The organism is Arcticibacter sp. MXS-1 (genome assembly GCF_041902385.1).
Taxonomy (GTDB): Bacteria; Bacteroidota; Bacteroidia; order Sphingobacteriales; family Sphingobacteriaceae; genus Arcticibacter.
The window spans coordinates 1,095,138-1,112,644 of record NZ_CP169244.1; the positions used below are offsets into that span (position 1 = coordinate 1,095,138).

The 17,507-nt window shown below is 45.7% G+C and carries 12 protein-coding genes and 1 pseudogene; 5 read left to right on the top strand and 8 right to left on the bottom strand.

The window, feature by feature from the left end; genetic code table 11:
* Positions 1 to 8: 8 nt before the first annotated feature.
* From ACES2C_RS04490 to ACES2C_RS04505, 4 genes are all read right to left on the bottom strand, one after another.
* Positions 9 to 1,337: a polysaccharide lyase family 1 protein gene (locus ACES2C_RS04490; RefSeq protein ID WP_374165809.1), complete on the bottom strand. Its 1,329-nt coding sequence runs from the start codon at positions 1,335 to 1,337 to the stop codon at positions 9 to 11.
* 285 nt (positions 1,338 to 1,622) lie between these two features.
* Positions 1,623 to 3,233: a DUF4957 domain-containing protein gene (locus ACES2C_RS04495; protein ID WP_374165810.1), complete on the bottom strand. Its 1,611-nt coding sequence runs from the start codon at positions 3,231 to 3,233 to the stop codon at positions 1,623 to 1,625.
* A 31-nt stretch (positions 3,234 to 3,264) separates the two neighbouring features.
* Entirely contained in the window at positions 3,265 to 5,115 is a 1,851-nt protein-coding gene (locus ACES2C_RS04500; RefSeq protein ID WP_374165811.1) for a RagB/SusD family nutrient uptake outer membrane protein, read from the bottom strand.
* A gap of 18 nt (positions 5,116 to 5,133) precedes the next feature.
* Complete coding sequence (locus ACES2C_RS04505) at positions 5,134 to 8,364, bottom strand: SusC/RagA family TonB-linked outer membrane protein (protein WP_374165812.1); 3,231 nt, start codon at positions 8,362 to 8,364, stop codon at positions 5,134 to 5,136.
* A gap of 610 nt (positions 8,365 to 8,974) precedes the next feature.
* Between ACES2C_RS04505 and ACES2C_RS04510 the strand changes: the two are divergent.
* Together ACES2C_RS04510 and ACES2C_RS04515 are read left to right on the top strand one after the other, a co-directional pair.
* Positions 8,975 to 10,008 (top strand): annotated as a pseudogene (locus ACES2C_RS04510) (LacI family DNA-binding transcriptional regulator).
* A gap of 287 nt (positions 10,009 to 10,295) precedes the next feature.
* Entirely contained in the window at positions 10,296 to 10,469 is a 174-nt protein-coding gene (locus ACES2C_RS04515) for a hypothetical protein (RefSeq protein WP_374165813.1), read from the top strand.
* A 2-nt stretch (positions 10,470 to 10,471) separates the two neighbouring features.
* On the opposite strand, the gene ACES2C_RS04520 is transcribed toward ACES2C_RS04515, so the two are convergent.
* On the bottom strand, positions 10,472 to 11,872 hold the full coding sequence (locus ACES2C_RS04520) for an MBL fold metallo-hydrolase RNA specificity domain-containing protein (protein WP_374165814.1): 1,401 nt from the start codon (positions 11,870 to 11,872) through the stop codon (positions 10,472 to 10,474).
* A gap of 134 nt (positions 11,873 to 12,006) precedes the next feature.
* Between ACES2C_RS04520 and ACES2C_RS04525 the strand changes: the two genes are divergently transcribed.
* From ACES2C_RS04525 to ACES2C_RS04535, 3 genes are all read left to right on the top strand, one after another.
* The gene (locus ACES2C_RS04525) at positions 12,007 to 12,378 is read left to right on the top strand and encodes a BlaI/MecI/CopY family transcriptional regulator (RefSeq protein WP_374165815.1); all 372 of its coding nucleotides are present in this window, start codon (positions 12,007 to 12,009) and stop codon (positions 12,376 to 12,378) included.
* Complete coding sequence (locus ACES2C_RS04530; protein WP_374165816.1) at positions 12,375 to 13,004, top strand: hypothetical protein; 630 nt, start codon at positions 12,375 to 12,377, stop codon at positions 13,002 to 13,004. Before ACES2C_RS04525 ends, ACES2C_RS04530 begins: the two co-directional genes overlap by 4 nt.
* A 340-nt stretch (positions 13,005 to 13,344) precedes the next feature.
* Positions 13,345 to 14,343 carry a TonB family protein gene (locus ACES2C_RS04535; RefSeq protein ID WP_374165817.1) on the top strand — a complete coding sequence of 333 codons (999 nt, stop codon included), beginning with the start codon at positions 13,345 to 13,347 and terminating at the stop codon, positions 14,341 to 14,343.
* Here the strand turns inward: ACES2C_RS04535 and ACES2C_RS04540 are convergent.
* The 3 genes from ACES2C_RS04540 to ACES2C_RS04550 are packed head-to-tail and all read right to left on the bottom strand — an operon-like array spanning position 14,340 to position 17,471.
* A complete protein-coding gene (locus ACES2C_RS04540) occupies positions 14,340 to 15,110 on the bottom strand; it encodes a succinate dehydrogenase/fumarate reductase iron-sulfur subunit (protein WP_374165818.1) in 771 nt (256 codons plus the stop codon). The genes ACES2C_RS04535 and ACES2C_RS04540 overlap by 4 nt on opposite strands.
* Before the next feature lie 6 nt (positions 15,111 to 15,116).
* Complete coding sequence (locus ACES2C_RS04545) at positions 15,117 to 15,503, bottom strand: four helix bundle protein (RefSeq protein WP_374165819.1); 387 nt, start codon at positions 15,501 to 15,503, stop codon at positions 15,117 to 15,119.
* A gap of 33 nt (positions 15,504 to 15,536) precedes the next feature.
* Positions 15,537 to 17,471 carry a fumarate reductase/succinate dehydrogenase flavoprotein subunit gene (locus ACES2C_RS04550; RefSeq protein WP_374165820.1) on the bottom strand — a complete coding sequence of 645 codons (1,935 nt, stop codon included), beginning with the start codon at positions 17,469 to 17,471 and terminating at the stop codon, positions 15,537 to 15,539.
* Between the last annotated feature and the right edge of the window lie 36 nt (positions 17,472 to 17,507).

A 17,507-nucleotide genomic window follows, 5' to 3' on the forward strand; every position in this document is an offset into this window, starting at 1 on the left:
TCTGAATTTTATTTAAGTGATATGCTATTAAGATATGTTTCGAGATTCGTATAATCTTTACTCAAGGTATAGGTTTGGGCATCACCCGGATCGCGGGGATTAAGCCCGCGCTTACTCTCCCAACTATCAGGAATACCGTCCGCATCAGCATCAGGCAACACCTCGCCGGATTTTAGCAAGGGCCAGCCTCCTGCATCGGCTTGCGAGTCGATAATCCCATTACCGTCTTTACCGGGTCCGCCAGTTCCTCTCTTTACATCTTCAACAAGGCGAGCATCTACCGCATCCCTCCTTAAACTTGCTCCCGCAAAGAGCAAAACATCCTCATAGGCGTCTTTAGCCGCTTGAAGTGTGATCTTTGCAGTAACGAAGGCCATATTAGCCCTTGCCGAGTCGGGATGGTCGGCAACAACTCCCGCCCAGTTATTCTCAGAAACAGCTGAATTGCCAGCAAGAACGTTCCCATTTACATAAAACTGCCCGTAGGGAGACCAGGGATTGAGTATCCGGTCTTTCTTGGTCTTTGTGGTAGCAGGGCCCGCCTTGTAATAGTTATTTAAAATGTTGTATCTGCCTCTTTCACCGCCATAGACGCTGTTGCTCTCCCAATTGTAAATTACGTTGTTGGAGAACTCTACCAGCTCATTCGGGGAGTTTGGAGTGCTGGATGATCCGCTAAAGCGCGGCGTACGGCTTTTATGACTAGCGATCAGGTTGTGATGGAACGTTGCACCTTCACCACCCCATATTCCTCCATATCCATGCTCACCCTTCTTATGGACGGAAGAATTAAGGCTTTCGGATATAATGCACCATTGCATCGTGAAGCCTTTGTTCCGGTAGAAAGAGGCGCACTCATCGGTTGCCCAACTAATTGAGCAATGGTCGATGATGATGTTTTGATTTGCCTTCGTTGCACCAAGCGCATCGCCCTCCACCTTCTTTTCATCTCCCATCCTGAACCGCAGATATCTGATGATCACGTTGTTCGCTTTAATGCTGACGGGATAATTCTTAATGCAGATTCCTTCACCGGGGGCGGACTGGCCGGCAATTGTTATATCGCCACTATTGATATCAAGAGGTCCCTCGAGGGAAATAGTCCCGGACACCAGGAATACAACCGTCCGTGCCCCCTTCGCTTGAATAGCCTTCCGAAGGCTTCCCTCGCCCGAGTCATTAAGGTTGGATACAAATAATACCTTTCCTCCGCGACCCCCTGTGGTATATTTACCAAATCCTTCCGCTCCCGGGAAGGCTAGTGACTGTGCAAAGAGAGACGTATATAGCCCCAGAATAAGGCATACTCCCATCATTGCTTTCGACATTATCTTCATGTTTTGTGTTTATATCTAATACCCGAGAAGCTGCGCCTTGTCAGGGCTCTTCATTCTCTCTATTGCTCTCTGCGCCGGCATCCATTCGCATTGTTATTACCGGCAGGTTTACTGGTCTCGTCTAACAATATTAAATACTTTCCTATCAAGTACTTACACCTGGCACTATGTTTTTTTGTGCAATCGTTCCCGCAATTTGCATAGACTTGATATCAGCTGTGGAATAGCGCGGACACAAAAAAGGTGTAAGCACATACTTACACCTTTTTATATTACGTTCCGGATTTATTTTACCCAGCGAGGGTCACCAATAGCACCACCGGTTTTACCTGCGGTTCTAAGCGGAGAGTCAGCCGCAATTGAGAAGTCGGTGGTTGCAGATGTCCAGCCGAGATCCACAGTCTTACCATTCTTAACCGATGGCAGTGTCAGGCTAGTACCTTTTCCCGTTACCAGTTTAAAAAAGTTATTATTTGTATAGGTAACAGTAGCACCAGATGTAACCGAGCGCTGGAAAGTAGCACCGGTACTTTCTAATTCCACGTATGGGGTATTTGAAACGATGCTGTTCTGAACTGTCAGATCCACCGGATTAGTACCACCATCAAAGAATGGATAGTCATTTCCCTGTCCTCCAAAAGCGTTCACTGTGCACTGATTTACCAAAACGGTAGGTTTTACGTCTACTTTAGAAACACAGTTTATGAATCCTCTGCTCATCGTATAAAAAGTAGAGTTAGTGACTTCAAGCTTTCCGAACTTGATTTTATCAAGGGCAAACTCTGCATATGTACCGAGGTTCCTGTAGGCAACACTATTATTCACCTTAATTGACGCGATAGACTGCTCGTTCGTAGATCCCTTACTTCCTCTAACCAATGCGCCGAAAGTATCGTGGATAATACAGTTTTCAACGTTCACCGCCTTAAAGGCAGCAGGTCCGGCTCCGTTTACACTTGCACCGTTCAGGCTGATAAAGTACGCTGCCTTTGCGTCCTTTCCATCGAATTCAATGCCCGTTACATTTAGTCCCGAGAAATCACCTATAAGTAAAAATTCTTTAAATTTCACTTTAGTGTCGGAAGGATTTCCGCTAACAGACTGAATAGTTACCGATTTACCTTCTATCTTGATACTGTCAGAGACGGTATAGGTGCCGGGGTTCAACTTAATAACGCCATTATCTGTGGCTGCAGCCACGGCCTGAGCAAGGTTGTCTGTTGGATTCAAGGTTATGTTAGTTGGAGCAGAAGCTTTCGTGCGGAACACAACAACCCCTCTGCTTTTTGTCCCTTCAAACAGTTCAGCCCGGTAGGTGGTATTCTCCTGAAGACTACCGACAGTCCTTTCCGTTTCTCCATTCAAAGCAATCTCCTGTGCAGCGCCTCCTTTTGGAGTAACAACAAGTTTATTAAGCACAAACTTTTTAGGCGTCCATTGTAATTTCACGCTGTTCGTCGTAACATTACTTTCAACAAGCGGTAAAAACAGTTGCTTGCCTATCAGGTAAAAGCTAGGCGTTAGCATCCATTTCGAATCTTCTTCCCCCTTTTGTCCCATCGTTTTGATACGGGCAACATAGTTCTGCCGAATTGCCAGCTCGTTTTCCGTAATTTCTGCAAAAGTGGTATCGACCACTTTTGAATAGACGATAGACGAAAAGGAAGAATCTTTTGCCACTTCTACTGTATACGAGGTATTCGTCGAATCCTTGAATATGGCGGTCTTCCATTTCAGACTTACCTTAAATGTATCTCCTTCTGCCGAGATTGCTCCCACAGGCTGAAAGGAGCGGGGAAGACTGTCCACCTTGACATCATCCTTTTTACAGGAAGCGGCCGCAATAACGATCAAGCCGGCAAGCGCTATAACAACATTTATCTTTTTAAAATTCATGATTTTCATCTCTTTCTTAAAACGTTCGGGATTAATAGCCAAAATTCTGGACAACCTTGGTATTCCTACTTAGGACCTCGAAATAAAACGGAAACAGTTCGCTCTGATTTTCCTTAAACTTGAAGGCATAACCCTTCTTATCTTTTTCATCAAGACTTACATAGGCTGCATCCACAGACAGTGCCCAGTTCCGCTTCGTATAACTTAATTTACTATCGGGCGCAGCGCCCTCCCTCCTGTTTGCTACTTCGTTGAGCGTACCACCATAAATGTCCAGTGACTTGAGTTCGTCAGACGCTCCCGTGTTACTAAAAGCAGAAGCTTTGACGTAAACAACCTGAGGAACATTGGCATACTCTCCTGCCGAGTTTTGGAACCGCTTCAATTTCTCTCTCGTTTCAGCTATCTTAGTACCAAGAAGGTTCCACCGAATTAAGTCGTATTTTCTAATTCCCTCTCCACCGAACTCGAGGAGTCTTTCTTTGACAATCGCGTTAAAAAATGCATCCTTGCCCGCTACATCGGTTGCAGTCAGATCATAACTATTATCTTTCACGCCAAACGCACGGCGCCTTACCTGATTCACCGCGTCTATTGCTGCTGCTGTCGGCCCCCCGCTAATTTCGTTTGCTGCTTCCGCGTACATGAGCAGGATGCCTGCATAGCGCATGATCGGCCAGTCAACTCCCACGTTCTGGCTCGAACCATATATTCCGGTCCATGTCCGTCTGAACTTGCCGTCAGTCATATCTGTTGGAGCTGAGAGAATCTTATTTCCATTTTTATCGATCTGAAAACTTGCAATAGTAACATCCCTTCTGCTGTCTTTACCCGTAGCATCAAATTCGTAGTAATAGGTCGGCAAAATTACCACCCCTCCGCCTGCTTGGCCGAACTTTGACTCTTTGTCGATCTTTAGTCCGTTGTAGAATGCAAGCTTGCTATCGGTCTTTGAATTACCACCGAAGGCACCAACAACAAACATCAACTCCCGATTGGCGTCGAGCGTCTTTGACGTGTGTATCGCTTTAAATAGATTCTCATAGCTCTCCGTAAGTCCGTGTTCTTTGCTGGCGATGATCTCCTCACACTCCTTAAGTGCAATTTTGTAGTAGTCCAGATAGTCAGCCCGTCTTTCCATCTTGTTCCAGCGAAGAGAATATCCCCCTCTGGTCAGCGCTATTCTGGCTCTTAAGCCCTTCACAAAGCCCTTCGTAATTCTGGCGGGGCTGTTATCTGTTGTTTCACTTCTCCATGGCACGATGTCCTCGGCGATTTTAAGGTCACTAATCAAATGATCATAAACGGTGTCCCGATTAGTGGCAGGAAGATAAATATCGGTCAAATCTGCAGCCGGTTGAAACGGCGCCGGCACGTCTCCCCAGTTACGGATCAGTTCATAGTAAAACTGCGCGCGTAAAGTTAGTGCCTCACCATATAACTTCTTCATTGCTTTCTGCTCATCGCTGGTACCGCCCAGGTATTTCTGCGAAAGAGGTATATTTTTAATACAAATATTTGCTCTTTCGATGCCCTCGTAAAGCTGGTTGAAAGGCTCCTTCAAATCAGTGTTGGCAGAACTGGCTCCGTAAGTAGAGATCCCTCTCCTGTCCGCCGGATTGTAATCGCCTGAAGTTTTAAAGTCGTCTGCTGATTGAGGGAATAGCGTCGAAATACGGCTTCCGTAACCGTTGTCCCCGGAAAGCCTGCTGTATATCCCTACAACCGCAGACGTAGCAAATGACACACTATTAAAGGTGGCCTGTTCAGTGGTAGTCGACGGATTGTCTATTTCTAAATAGTCCTTGCAAGAGGAAATGGCTAAAATACTACCTGCCATTACCGCAAGAAACATAGATCTTTTTATGATATTCTTATTCATTTCTTTTCGTATTGGTCGTTAAAAAGTTACGTTAACACCAGCCAAAATATATCTGCTTCTTGGGTAAGTAGAATAGTCTACACTTGGTGTTAATGGGTTGCTTCTACGGGTATTCGCTTCAGGATCAAAACCAGAATATCCTGTAATCGTCCAGAGATTATTAACCGTCGTATACACTCTCACAGCAGATAAAGCTTTTGTCCTTTTTAGTATTGCTTTAGGGAGGGTATATCCAAGAGTGATGTTACTAATTCTAAGAAAAGATCCATCTTCAATTGCGTAATCAGTCAGAATGTAGTTTCCAACAGGAGGCGTCCAGAAAGTAGTATTTGCATTCATCTCTCTTAACTTATTCTGATCGGTTACTTTTACGCCGTTTTCATCGTACCATTTCCAACGATTTGCAACTACAGCAAACATGTTATTGTCTTTGTAACCGTTGTATGAAGTAGTATACTCGATCTTATTAGCGTTATACACCTTGCTACCAACTGACCAGTTCATGAAGATGCTCATGTCAAAGCCCTTAAAGGTGAACTGCTGATTGAATCCCCCAGTGAACTTAGGTTGTGCATTTCCTAACACCTTCCTGTCGTCAGTGCCAATAACCGATGTGTTGTTACCAGGAGTAAGGTCTTTCAACTTCAGATCGCCGGGTTGTGGGTCTTTCGAACCAAGCGCAGCAACACTGCTGTTTGCAACCCCTGCTTTTAAAGTATACTTGTTCTGGTAAGGATTGTAATCAAAGTCGTCAAGAGTATAAAAACCATCCGTTACGTATCCGTAGAACTGGCCGATCGGCTTACCTACTTCCACATAGAAGTCATCCAAACTGTTCACCCATCCTGACTGAGCAAAGTAAGAGGCAATAGGCTTGCCGGTTGCATCGTTTCCTAAGCTTACGATTTTATTTCTGTTGAAGGATATGTTGAAATTCGCTGTCCAGCCAAAGTCCTTCTTCTGCATCACCACTCCGTCCAACTGCAGCTCAACTCCCTTATTTTCAGTCTTCCCAATGTTCTGTATCTGGGTTTTATATCCTGTCGAAGTAGGAATAGTAGCTGCTAAAAGCAGGTCCTTAGTATTGTTTAAATAGACGTCAACCGATCCGTTCAAACGGTTTTTCAATAATGAGAAGTCGAGACCAAGGTTCCTTGATACAGTAGTTTCCCATTTAAGATCAGGATTGGCAAGTGCGTTAGGAGAGTAGCCTGGAGTTACCGACTCATCAAAAGCGTAACCATAGTCACTTGATGTAACAAACATGGTCCTGTAAAGGTCATTGGCAATACGATTATTTCCGGAGGTACCGTAACTTGCTCTTACTTTCAGATTCGATAGCCAGTCTTTAGTGGAAGACATGAACCCCTCTTCGGAAATCCTCCATCCCAGCTGAGCTGAAGGGAAGACTGCGTAGCGGTTATCCCCGGCAAACTTTGAAGAGCCGTCCCGACGAACTGTAAAAGTAGCGAGGTACTTTGACTTGTAAGAATAGTTAGCTCGGCCGAACAACGAGAATAACTTGTTCGAAGACTCCGATGTACTAGGAGCATCCTGAATCATACCTGTAGGAGGGGTAGCTTTCTGAATACTGGCAAAAGCCTGCTCCGCAGTAATATCAGAAGGTAAATATTTGATCCGCGTATTGCTGGTCTTTGTTTTAGTCTGATATGTCTCCTCCCCTATCAATAAGTCGACGTTGTGATCCTTATTAATAGTAGTGCGGTAATTAAGAGTATTTGAATTGTTTATAGTGACCGTTTGTCCCGTTACCAGATCTACAACCGGCAGTTTTGAATTGTCTCTGGCAATGCTGGTAATGGCCCCATTAAACGTATTGGTCCTTGCGTCATTGGTAGTAACACCCACAACTGTTTTAAATGATAGCTTCTTGGTTATGTCATAGCCTGCGTAACCATTCAAGTTCAAGTCGTTATCATAGTCATACTTTATTTCGTTCTTCGCTAAAAGAACAGGGTTTGTGAGGTTTGTTTGGCTGTTATAATTTGCATCAAACACATCCTCCTGAGCTTCCTGGCCAGGGATATCGAACGGCTTAAAGCGTATAGAATTCCTGAGTCTGTTTGCGCTTTGCGATTGGGTGCTGCTCGTACCAGCCCCGTCAATACGTTGACGACTGTACCTGGTAGTCAGACCCACGTTGAAACGATCGTTTACCTTATGATCAAATTTGAAAGACCCGAGAGTCCTGGTATAACCAGAACCAAGCATAATGCCGTCTTCATCAGTATGATTCAATGTAAGATTAAAAGTGGTCGTCTTAGAACCTCCCGTCATTGTTAGAACATGAGTCTGGTTCCATGCATCACGGCCAAATACTTTGTCCTGCCAATTAATATTCTGGATGTTTTTGTAAAGATCAAGGTCACTGAATCTGCCATAGGTATCCCTAAATGTCTCCCGGTCCTTATCACTACCATCGTAAAACTGATATTGGTATTGTACAAAGTCATACGGGTTGAGTACGTCCAGGGTCTTGGTCACTTGTCTTACACCCGCATATCCGTTATAGCTAATTTGAGTTTTCATTTCCTTACCACCTTTTGTAGTGATAAGCACAACCCCATTCGCACCTCTCGCACCGTAAATTGCGGTTGAAGCAGCATCCTTTAACACGTCGATCGACTGAATTTCCTGAGGTGAAAGAAGAGAAAGGGCATTCTCCACCTGGATACCGTCAACGATATAAAGCGGGGAGTTGTCCTGAGTAAGTGAACCTCCTCCACGAACACGAATTTGAACTTCCGCCCCGGGCTGGCCTTCGGTGGTAGTCACCTGGACCCCAGCCAAACGACCGGTAAGTGCTTCCGCAGCAGAACTTACTGGAACGTCTTTCAGCTGCTTTGCATTCGTTGATGACACTGATCCTGTAACCGCTTCCCTTGAAACTATCGCATAACCAATATTAACTTTTACTTCGTTCAACATCGTGTTATCCTCATCAAGAGTAACTTTTAAAGTTGTCTGGCTTCCTACAGCCACTTCTTTTGCTTTAAAACCGATGTACTTAAACACCAGCACCGGGCTCCCGGTAGAAGGAACCGCCAGCTTAAATCCTCCGTTAATGTCAGTACCCACTCCCTTCGTGGTCCCCTTGACAGTAACACTAACGCCGATAAGGGGTTCACCGCCCTTATCCACTACTTTACCTGTCACCGTTTTTGTCTGCGCCAGGGCGACGGAAAAAACGGAGAACAGTAAGGCAATCATCATCAGAACTTTTCTCATATAAATATTAATTGTTCAATTTAGTCCCTCCTCTACTTTACGCAAACGTTTGCATGAGGCCAAAAAAGACCCATACGCCCCTCTGGCGTTCTTTACAAACTTTTTCGAGAAGTGATTTGGGGGTTTATAAATACCTTTCTGGCAGCAATGATAATTACTTTAATCTTAATTATTAAAGTACCAGAAATATTAATTTGTGCAAACGTTCCCGCAAACGTTTTCGGAAACTCTACTACGTGTGTTTCAATCCCTTCTGCTCCTTTTTCTTTGCTGTTTAAACTTTTTTACGATTCTATATTGTGTGTGTGTTGTAACGCCTATCTGTGAAATTCTATTGCTGTTTTTAGACGATACGTTATTCTTTTATGCTCTTAAATTACACTTTGTCAATCTCCTCATGAATGTTCTTTCTTCACATTTCTTTCCACAAAAGTACAGCATGTTGACTAGTATAAAATGATCGGCGCTAAAGCAAAAAGTGAGTTAAAACATTTATTAATTGGCGTGCCTCTGATATCTTGGTTGTAACCTTTTACGGGTTTCAACAGTAAAAGGTTTAGACAAAATATAACTATCTTAGCGTTTTGCAGGCCTAATCGAGGGATTTCAAATGAAGTTTAATACGGTAACTATTAAAGACATAGCGAAAGCATTAGGACTTTCAACGTCAACTGTTTCAAGAGCTTTACGGGGAGGTTATGAGATCAGTGAGGAAACAAAGAAGGTCGTTCTCGAGTATGCGGAGAAAATAAACTACCGGCCCAATCCCATTGCCTTAAGCTTAAAAGAAAGACGAAGCCACTCTCTAGGCGTAGTTGTTACTGAAATTGCAAACAACTTCTTTTCCCAGGCAATTAACGGGATCGAATCAGTCGCCTACAACCAGGACTATCACGTAATTATTACACAAAGTCATGAACGACAGGACCGGGAGATCCTGAACGTTGAACACCTTGCTTCGCGGTCGGTCGATGGCTTACTCATTTCACTCTCATCGGAGAGTGCAGACGTATCGTACTTAAAAGCGCTTCATGACAAGGGCCTTCCCATCGTAATGTTCGATCGGGTTACCGGAGAGATCAAAACGCACAAGGTGATAGCAGACAATTTCAGAGGGGCCTTTGAAGCAACAGAATACCTCATCAGCCTTGGCCATAAACGAATTGCTCATATTACCAATGCGGCCCACTTGTCGATAACAAAGGAAAGGCTGGAAGGATACAAGGCAGCATTGCAGAAGCACCAGTTACCTTTTGACGAGGAGTATGTAAAATACGGCAGGCACCGGGGAATAGAACAGGGGGAGATTGATCAGGCCATTAACGAGTTGTTCCAGCTGCCCGATCACCCAATGGCCATCTTTATTGCACAGGATAAGCTGAGTACAGGCTGTCTGCATGCAATCAGAAAGTATGTGCCGGAGCATGCCAGTGACATCGCGATCGCCGGCTTTACCAATGCAAACGTCGTTGACCTCTTTACCCCCCTATCACTGCCGTCAGGCAGCCAGCATTCGAAATGGGAAAAGCTGCGACTGAGCTGTTAATTCAGCTTATTGAAAGCAAACGTCCTGTTACGGAGTTTGAAACCAGGACTTTTAATACTGAGCTCATTTTCTCTAACGACGTTCGTTCTCTATCCTAGGTCGGCGAACGCCCATTAGACAAGATAAAAAACATCGGTCGTTCCTTCAGTGCACGAAGACAAACCGCCGAAGGAACGCGCCTTTTTCAATGGCTGGCGCTAAAATGCACCCTTAAAGACGCACCAAAGCTCTTCCCTGCGCTTACGAAACAATCAGGCTTTCGCAAAAAGCCGCATCTGTTTAATCTTCAAATAAGGCCGTTCATCTAGTAGAATCGACCCCTCGTCTAAATAATTTTGCAATACAGAAGAGGTTGTGCTCCTTTGATTACAAATCAATAATCAAAATGAAAACGAGCACTAACTCCATATCCCCATTTCTAATTTTACTGGTTCCGGTCTTACTTGCTGTCATGCTCACGATCAGCAACTCGGATCGCGAAGCAAAGTCCGAGCAATATGAGACGGCTTCCTTCTTTCGGATGCCCTCCTGGTCGGGCGTGGTACAATCGCTATTCTAGCCCTACAGCTCTTCCATTTGGTGCTGCCCAGGGATGCGGACATTATCAAATCCGACTTCCTTGAGCTTTTCACTGAATTTCTGCTGAACATCATACTCTCCGTGCACCAGGTAAATGGTTTTCACCTGTGCCGGATTCTGACAGGAGAGAAATTTGAGAAGATCATCCGAGTCGCCATGGGCGCTCATCGACCTGATCACCTGAACATCAGCTCTTACGTCATAATCCTCACCGAAGATTGAGACCACCCGCTTGCCCCTCATCAGCTCTCCTCCGAGAGACGTCGGCTCACAATAGCCGACCATCAGAATAGTATTCTTTTCATTACTTACGGTTGTCCTGATATGATGCTTCACCCTACCCGCTTCAGCCATACCCGAAGATGAAATGACGACACAGGGGCGCGGATCGCTATTAACCGCTCTAGACTCTTCTACTGACTGCACGAACTTCAAACCCTTAAACCGAAAGATATCATCATCCTGCTTCATCACTTCTTTTACGTCGCGGTTGTAAACGCCCGGATGCTCTCTTAACACCTGCGTAGCCTTTTCTGATAAAGGGCTATCCACATAGTAAGGCACGTCCGGCAGTATTCCTTTGAGCTCCAGTGCATTCAGCGCATAAAGAAGCTCCTGGGTCCTGCCCACACTGAAGGCCGGAATAACCACCTTGCCGCCACGAAGCATACAGGTCTGCGTAATCACCTCCAGCAGCCGGTCTTCAAGCGGTTCAAACTCCCGGTGATAGGAATCCCCATAGGTAGACTCGAGGATAATGTACTCGGCTTGCGGAAAGCCCTGAGGACTCCTCAACAGCAAATCTCCATACCTCCCTACGTCCCCGCTGAATGTGAGCTGAGTGTACTTTGCATCTTCCAGGATGGTCAGATGGACCGCTGCACTACCAATAATATGGCCCGCATCAGTGAGCCGCAATGTTACTCTCGGCTCGATCTCGAAGTCAGTATTGTAGTCTACAATCTTAAAAAGCCGCATCGCTTCCATTACGTCGTCTTCAGTATACAACGGCTCAATGAGCTTTAGTCCTTTTTTCTTCCGGTCTTCATTCAGGTAGTCGGCGTCCTGTTGCTGTATCCCTGCGGAATCGTTCAGTAAAACCCTCGCCAGGTCCATTGTTGGTGCAGTGCAAAATATCGTTCCCTTGAACCCTTCTGCAACCATCCTTGGGATTAAACCGCAATGGTCGATGTGCGCGTGTGACAAGATCAGGTAATCCACTTTGCCAGGATCAAAACCAAAGTGGCCATTTAACTCATCTGTCTCCTGGCCCATGCCCTGAAACAAGCCGCAGTCGAGCAATATTTGGGTGCCGTTGTTTAACTTGATAAGGTGCTTGCTGCCTGTAACACACCGGGCAGCCCCATGAAAGGTAATCGTCATATTTAACAGTCTTCTTAGATGCTAGTCAGAACACGGAAAGGAAAGGTTAAGTTTCAAAAACAATAAAACTAAAATGATAGTTGTTAAACTAAATAACTCGTTATATCTTTATTATTCACTTAATTGTACTCGATATGAAAGAACTAACCAGAGCAGAAGAGCAGATCATGCAAGTATTATGGGCGTTGGAAAAGGCTTTTGTCAAAGAAGTCATTGATGAGCTGCCGGCACCTAAGCCCGCCTATAATACCGTCTCAACAATTATCCGCATTCTGGAGACCAAGGGCTTTGTCGATCACGAAGCCTTTGGCAAGAGCCACCAGTACTTCCCTCTTGTTACGAAGGAACAGTACAAGAGCTTCGCCACTGAAAAACTTCTGAGCAACTACTTCAGCAATTCTGTAGAGAAGATGTTCTCCTTCTTCGTAAAAAAGGAAAAGATTGACCTGAACGAAGCAGACGAAATACTCAAACTAATCGAAGACCTTAAAAATAAAAAGCCATGACCTGGACTGCCTATATCCTTCAAACCAACTTGTGTCTCATCCTCTTCTACCTGTTCTATTACCTGTTTTTGCGCAATGAAACCTTCTTTCGGCAAAACCGCTTTTACCTTGTTGGCGCCAGCCTGATATCCTTTCTAGTTCCGGTGTTCCAATTTGCGTCAGTGCGTTCGTTGTTCATCACGCAGAAAACATATCAGGCCGTCGCGAGTCTCGACCTCACCTACTTTGGAACAAGCGCTGAAGGAAATACCACCTCCTCACCTTTCGACTGGCTACTGGTCCTGTATCTGGCAGGCGTATCTGTTTTCCTTTGCCGATTCCTCTCGCGGCTATATCTGACGATAGCGTCAGGCGATCAAGCGACGCAGCCATACTCCTTTTTCTCCAAAGTGAAGGTCCCGGCTGAAATTGAGGGAAGAGAGAGCATTCACCTCCACGAGACCATTCACGTTCAGCAATGGCATTCCGCGGACGTGATCCTATTCGAGCTTATAGCTGTTTTAAACTGGTTCAATCCCTGTGCCTATTTCATTAAGAAGGAGATCAGACATATTCACGAATTTATAGCCGACGAAGCAGCCGCGAGCTCGCAAAATAGCAAATCCGAGTACGCACACTGCTCCTGAGTAATGCCTTCGGTGTGCCTCCCTCCCGGTTAGCAAACAGTTTCTTCAATGACTCACTTATAAAACGAAGATTGTCTATGCTACAGAAGAACAGATCGAACAGGACGGGCTTACTCAAATACGGGCTATCGGCACCGCTCTTCTTGGCCATGTCATCTTTTCATCCGCAACGATGGATCAGGACAAAGCGCTCAGAACTATTCAAACAGAACTAGGGAATTTGGAGCAACTGCCATCTGCAGGATGAGCAGGAGAAAGAAGCCACCGGGCGGATGCGACCAAGTCGCAGCAGAAGCCTTTACAGAACTTTCAGGAATTCTACAAGTATACAGCCCGCAACGTGGTCTATCCGGCATCTGCAAGAGCAAGCAAGACAGAGGGCGATGTCACGGCCACCTTTACCATTACACCGTCAGGAAAAGTGAGCAACATTGACATTTTAAAAAGCCCGGGAACTTCTTTTTCTGATGAATTAACAAGAGTACTGAACGGAGCAGGGCCACTCGACCCTACCTTCGCCGGACAGTATATTTTTACCGTCAGTTTTAGACTGGACGGTTCGAAAACAAATTCTGAAGAGCAGCCGGTGGATGTGCCGGCTGGATATAAGAAATTATCGAAAGTAGTCGTTAGTGCATTCCGGATCAACAGCGTGCGCACGACAACGAGAGAAGAGGGATCGCAGCAAAACAATGTCCACGACTTCGCAAGTGTAGAGACTATGCCGGAGTTTAAGGGAGGGATGAAAGCATTTTACGATTATGTAGGGAAAAACTATAGTTTCCCGGCAGAAGCGAGAAAGAACAACGTTCAGGGTCGCCTGATATTGAGCTTCTTTGTTGAAACAGATGGTAGCCTGTCTGATATCAGGGTTCTCAGGGACCTGGGATACGGCACGGGAAAAGCAGCGGTAGAATTGCTGAGAAAGTCGCCCGCGTGGACACCAGGCATGAACAAAGGCAAGCCGGTAAGAGTAGCTTATACCTTGCCTATTCAGCTCAACCTGGAAAAAGGCAAAGCCGAAAGTCTCCGCGCACCTTCACTTTCAATCGGCAGTAGATCAGACGGAATGTCAGACCTTGAGCGTGCTTACATTATCGTTGATGGCCAGGAAAAATCCTACGATGATATAAAACAAATCGATCCTGCCACCATAGGATCGATCAATGTGCTGAAAGGAAAAGAAGCAACGGAGCAGTATGGTGACAAGGGAAACAACGGAGTAGTAATTATTAAAACAAGGAAATACCGCCTTGAAGCGCGACTACAAAACAAGAGCCCTGTGCTTATCGCATCAGGGCTCTTAAAGTTTCCTCCTTGCCTCGTGGCACAAAATTAATGTATTTCTTCTTCTTTAAAGAATTTAGCCGTAAAATAATCGCGCCGCATTCTGTTAATGTTTGTTAAAGAAATTCCTTTCGGACACTCAATCTCACACGCTCCTGTATTTGTACAGCTTCCAAAGCCTTCAGCATCCATTTGAGCTACCATAGCCTGTACCCTCCGGTACCTTTCTGGCTGTCCTTGCGGAAGAAGGGCGAGCTGTGAAATCTTGGCTGATACGAACAAAGCAGCAGATGCGTTTTTACAAGCGGCTACACAGGCACCGCACTGAATACAAGTAGCTGAATTGAAGGCCTCATCGGCCACCACTTTCGGAATAGCAATCTCGTTGGCATCAGGCACCCCGCCAGTATTCACGGAAATAAATCCGCCTGCTTCTTGTATGCGGTCAAACGCTGAACGATCAGTCGCAAGGTCTTTGATCACCGGAAAAGCTTCAGCCCGCCATGGTTCAATGGTAATGGTTTCACCATCACTGAAACTCCTCATGTGAAGCTGGCAAGTGGTAATACCTCTCTTCGGACCGTGCGGCCTCCCGTTGATATACAATGAGCACATCCCGCAGATCCCTTCGCGACAGTCGTGATCAAAGTGGATAGGATCCTCTCCCTTTTTCACCAACCGCTCATTCACTACATCCAGCATCTCCAGGAATGACATGTCGGGAGAAATGTCATCCGCCTTATATGTAACAAATCTTCCCTTATCGCTGGCATTCTTCTGTCTCCAGACCTTTAGGGTTAAATTCATGTTTCCGTTCATAAAATTTTAGTTTGGAGATGCTAGATCTGAGCTCTGAGACTTAAATCCTAGAGTTGTTAAAAATGAATACGTCATCTTTTGCAATTCTTCAATATGCCCAAGCAACCTCTCTGACACCTCGTGGTTTAACAAATTCAATTTACTTGATATAATCAATTGTGTTTGCAGTTCATATGAGGACCCATTAGCCATTCCCAAAAAATGCGAGAACTCACGCGCGGAATTTCTCCCCGCACCCTCGGCTATATTAGATGGGATAGATACTGCAGCCCTTCTTATCTGACTTACCAACCCGAAACGCTCCTCAGCAGGGAAGCTGCTAGTAGCCTCATAGACCTCAGTTGTGAGATCCACTGCTTTGTTCCAGATTTTAAGGTCTTTAAGATTGTTCACAACCAGCCAACTAATATCTAACCTCTCAGAACTCTATTTATAACTTCTCTGCGTTAACTTCACGTTTTCGAAAATGAGCTCTTCCTTGTGCAGTTCAGCAGGAACATTGTCGCCTTTATATTCCCATGCCGCAACGTATGCGAAATTTTCGTCATCGCGCTTGGCTTCGCCTTCCTCGGTCTGACTTTCCTCTCTGAAGTGGCCTCCGCAAGACTCCTTCCTTTGAAGAGCGTCTTCTACCATCAGCTCGGCTAGTTCGAGAAAATCCGCCACACGTCCTGCTTTTTCAAGCGACATGTTCATTTCCTCATTTTCTCCAAGCACAATAGCATTTTTCCAGAAGTCCTCACGAAGGTCTTTGATCATCTGCTTCGCTTTGGTTAAACCTGCTTCATTACGAGCCATACCGCAATATTCCCACATGATATGGCCCAGGTCACGGTGATACTCGTCGATCGTCTTAGTCCCCTTCATGGAAAGGAATTTCTTGATCAGATCCTGGGCATCTTTCTTCGCCTTGGCAAAGGCTGGATGAGAAGTGTCAACCGGCTTCGGTCCGATCGTAGCCAGATAATCTCCAACAGTATAAGGGATGACAAAGTACCCGTCAGCCAAACCCTGCATCAGAGCCGAAGCTCCAAGACGGTTAGCGCCGTGATCAGAGAAGTTAGCCTCACCCAGACAGTATAAACCGGGTACAGTCGTCATCAGGTTATAGTCAACCCAAAGACCTCCCATGGTATAGTGCACAGCCGGATAAATACGCATTGGCATTTCGTATGGATTCTCGTCGGTGATCTGGTAATACATATCAAAGAGGTTACCATACTTGGCCTCAACCGCCGCCTTACCAAGACGTTGAATTGCTTCAGCGAAGTCAAGGTACACCGCCTTGCCTGAAGCGCCTACTCCCCTGCCTTCATCCGCTGCTTCTTTCGCATTACGCGATGCTACGTCACGAGGTACAAGATTACCAAATGAAGGATATTTCCGTTCCAGGAAGTAGTCGCGGTCTTCTTCTTTAATGTCTACCGCTTTAATCTCTCCCCTTCTCAGTCTTTCCGCCATCTCTTTTGTCTTCGGCACCCATACACGTCCGTCGTTTCGTAAAGACTCTGACATGAGAGTGAGCTTAGACTGGTGGTCTCCGGTCACAGGAATACAAGTCGGGTGGATCTGTGTAAAACAAGGGTTTCCGAAATACGCACCCTTCTTATAAGAACGCCAGATAGCGGTGGTATTACAGCCCATAGCATTGGTAGAAAGGTAGAACACATTTCCGTAACCACCTGTACAAAGCAATACTGCATGACCCGCAAAAGTTTCGATCTCACCGGTGAGCAGGTTCCGTGTTACAATCCCTTGCGCTTTTCCATCCACAACTACCAGATCAATCATCTCGTGACGGTTGTACATCTTCACCTTACCTTCGTGGATCTGCCTGTTCAGTGCTGAATAGGCCCCGAGAAGCAGCTGCTGTCCCGTTTGTCCCCTCGCATAGAAGGTTCTCGATACCTGAGCACCACCGAAAGACCGGTTATCAAGTAAGCCGCCATATTCACGGGCAAAAGGCACACCCTGAGCCACGCACTGGTCGATAATGTCGACCGATACCTCTGCCAAACGGTGAACGTTTGCTTCGCGTGCACGGTAGTCGCCGCCCTTAATCGTATCGTAAAAAAGCCGGTATACGCTGTCGCCATCATTGCGATAATTCTTGGCAGCATTGATACCGCCCTGTGCTGCAATAGAGTGAGCTCTGCGGGCACTGTCCTGGTAGCAAAACGCCTGGACATTATAGCCCAGCTCCGCGAGAGATGCAGCTGCAGATGCGCCTGCAAGTCCTGTACCCACCACAATGATGTTGTATTTTCTTTTGTTAGCGGGGTTGACCAGCTTTAGGTTGAATTTATGTTTAGACCACTTTTCAGCTAAAGGGCCATCCGGAATTTTTGAATCTAATATCATTTCAGCAATATTTTAATTTCCCTTACCGGGATGATC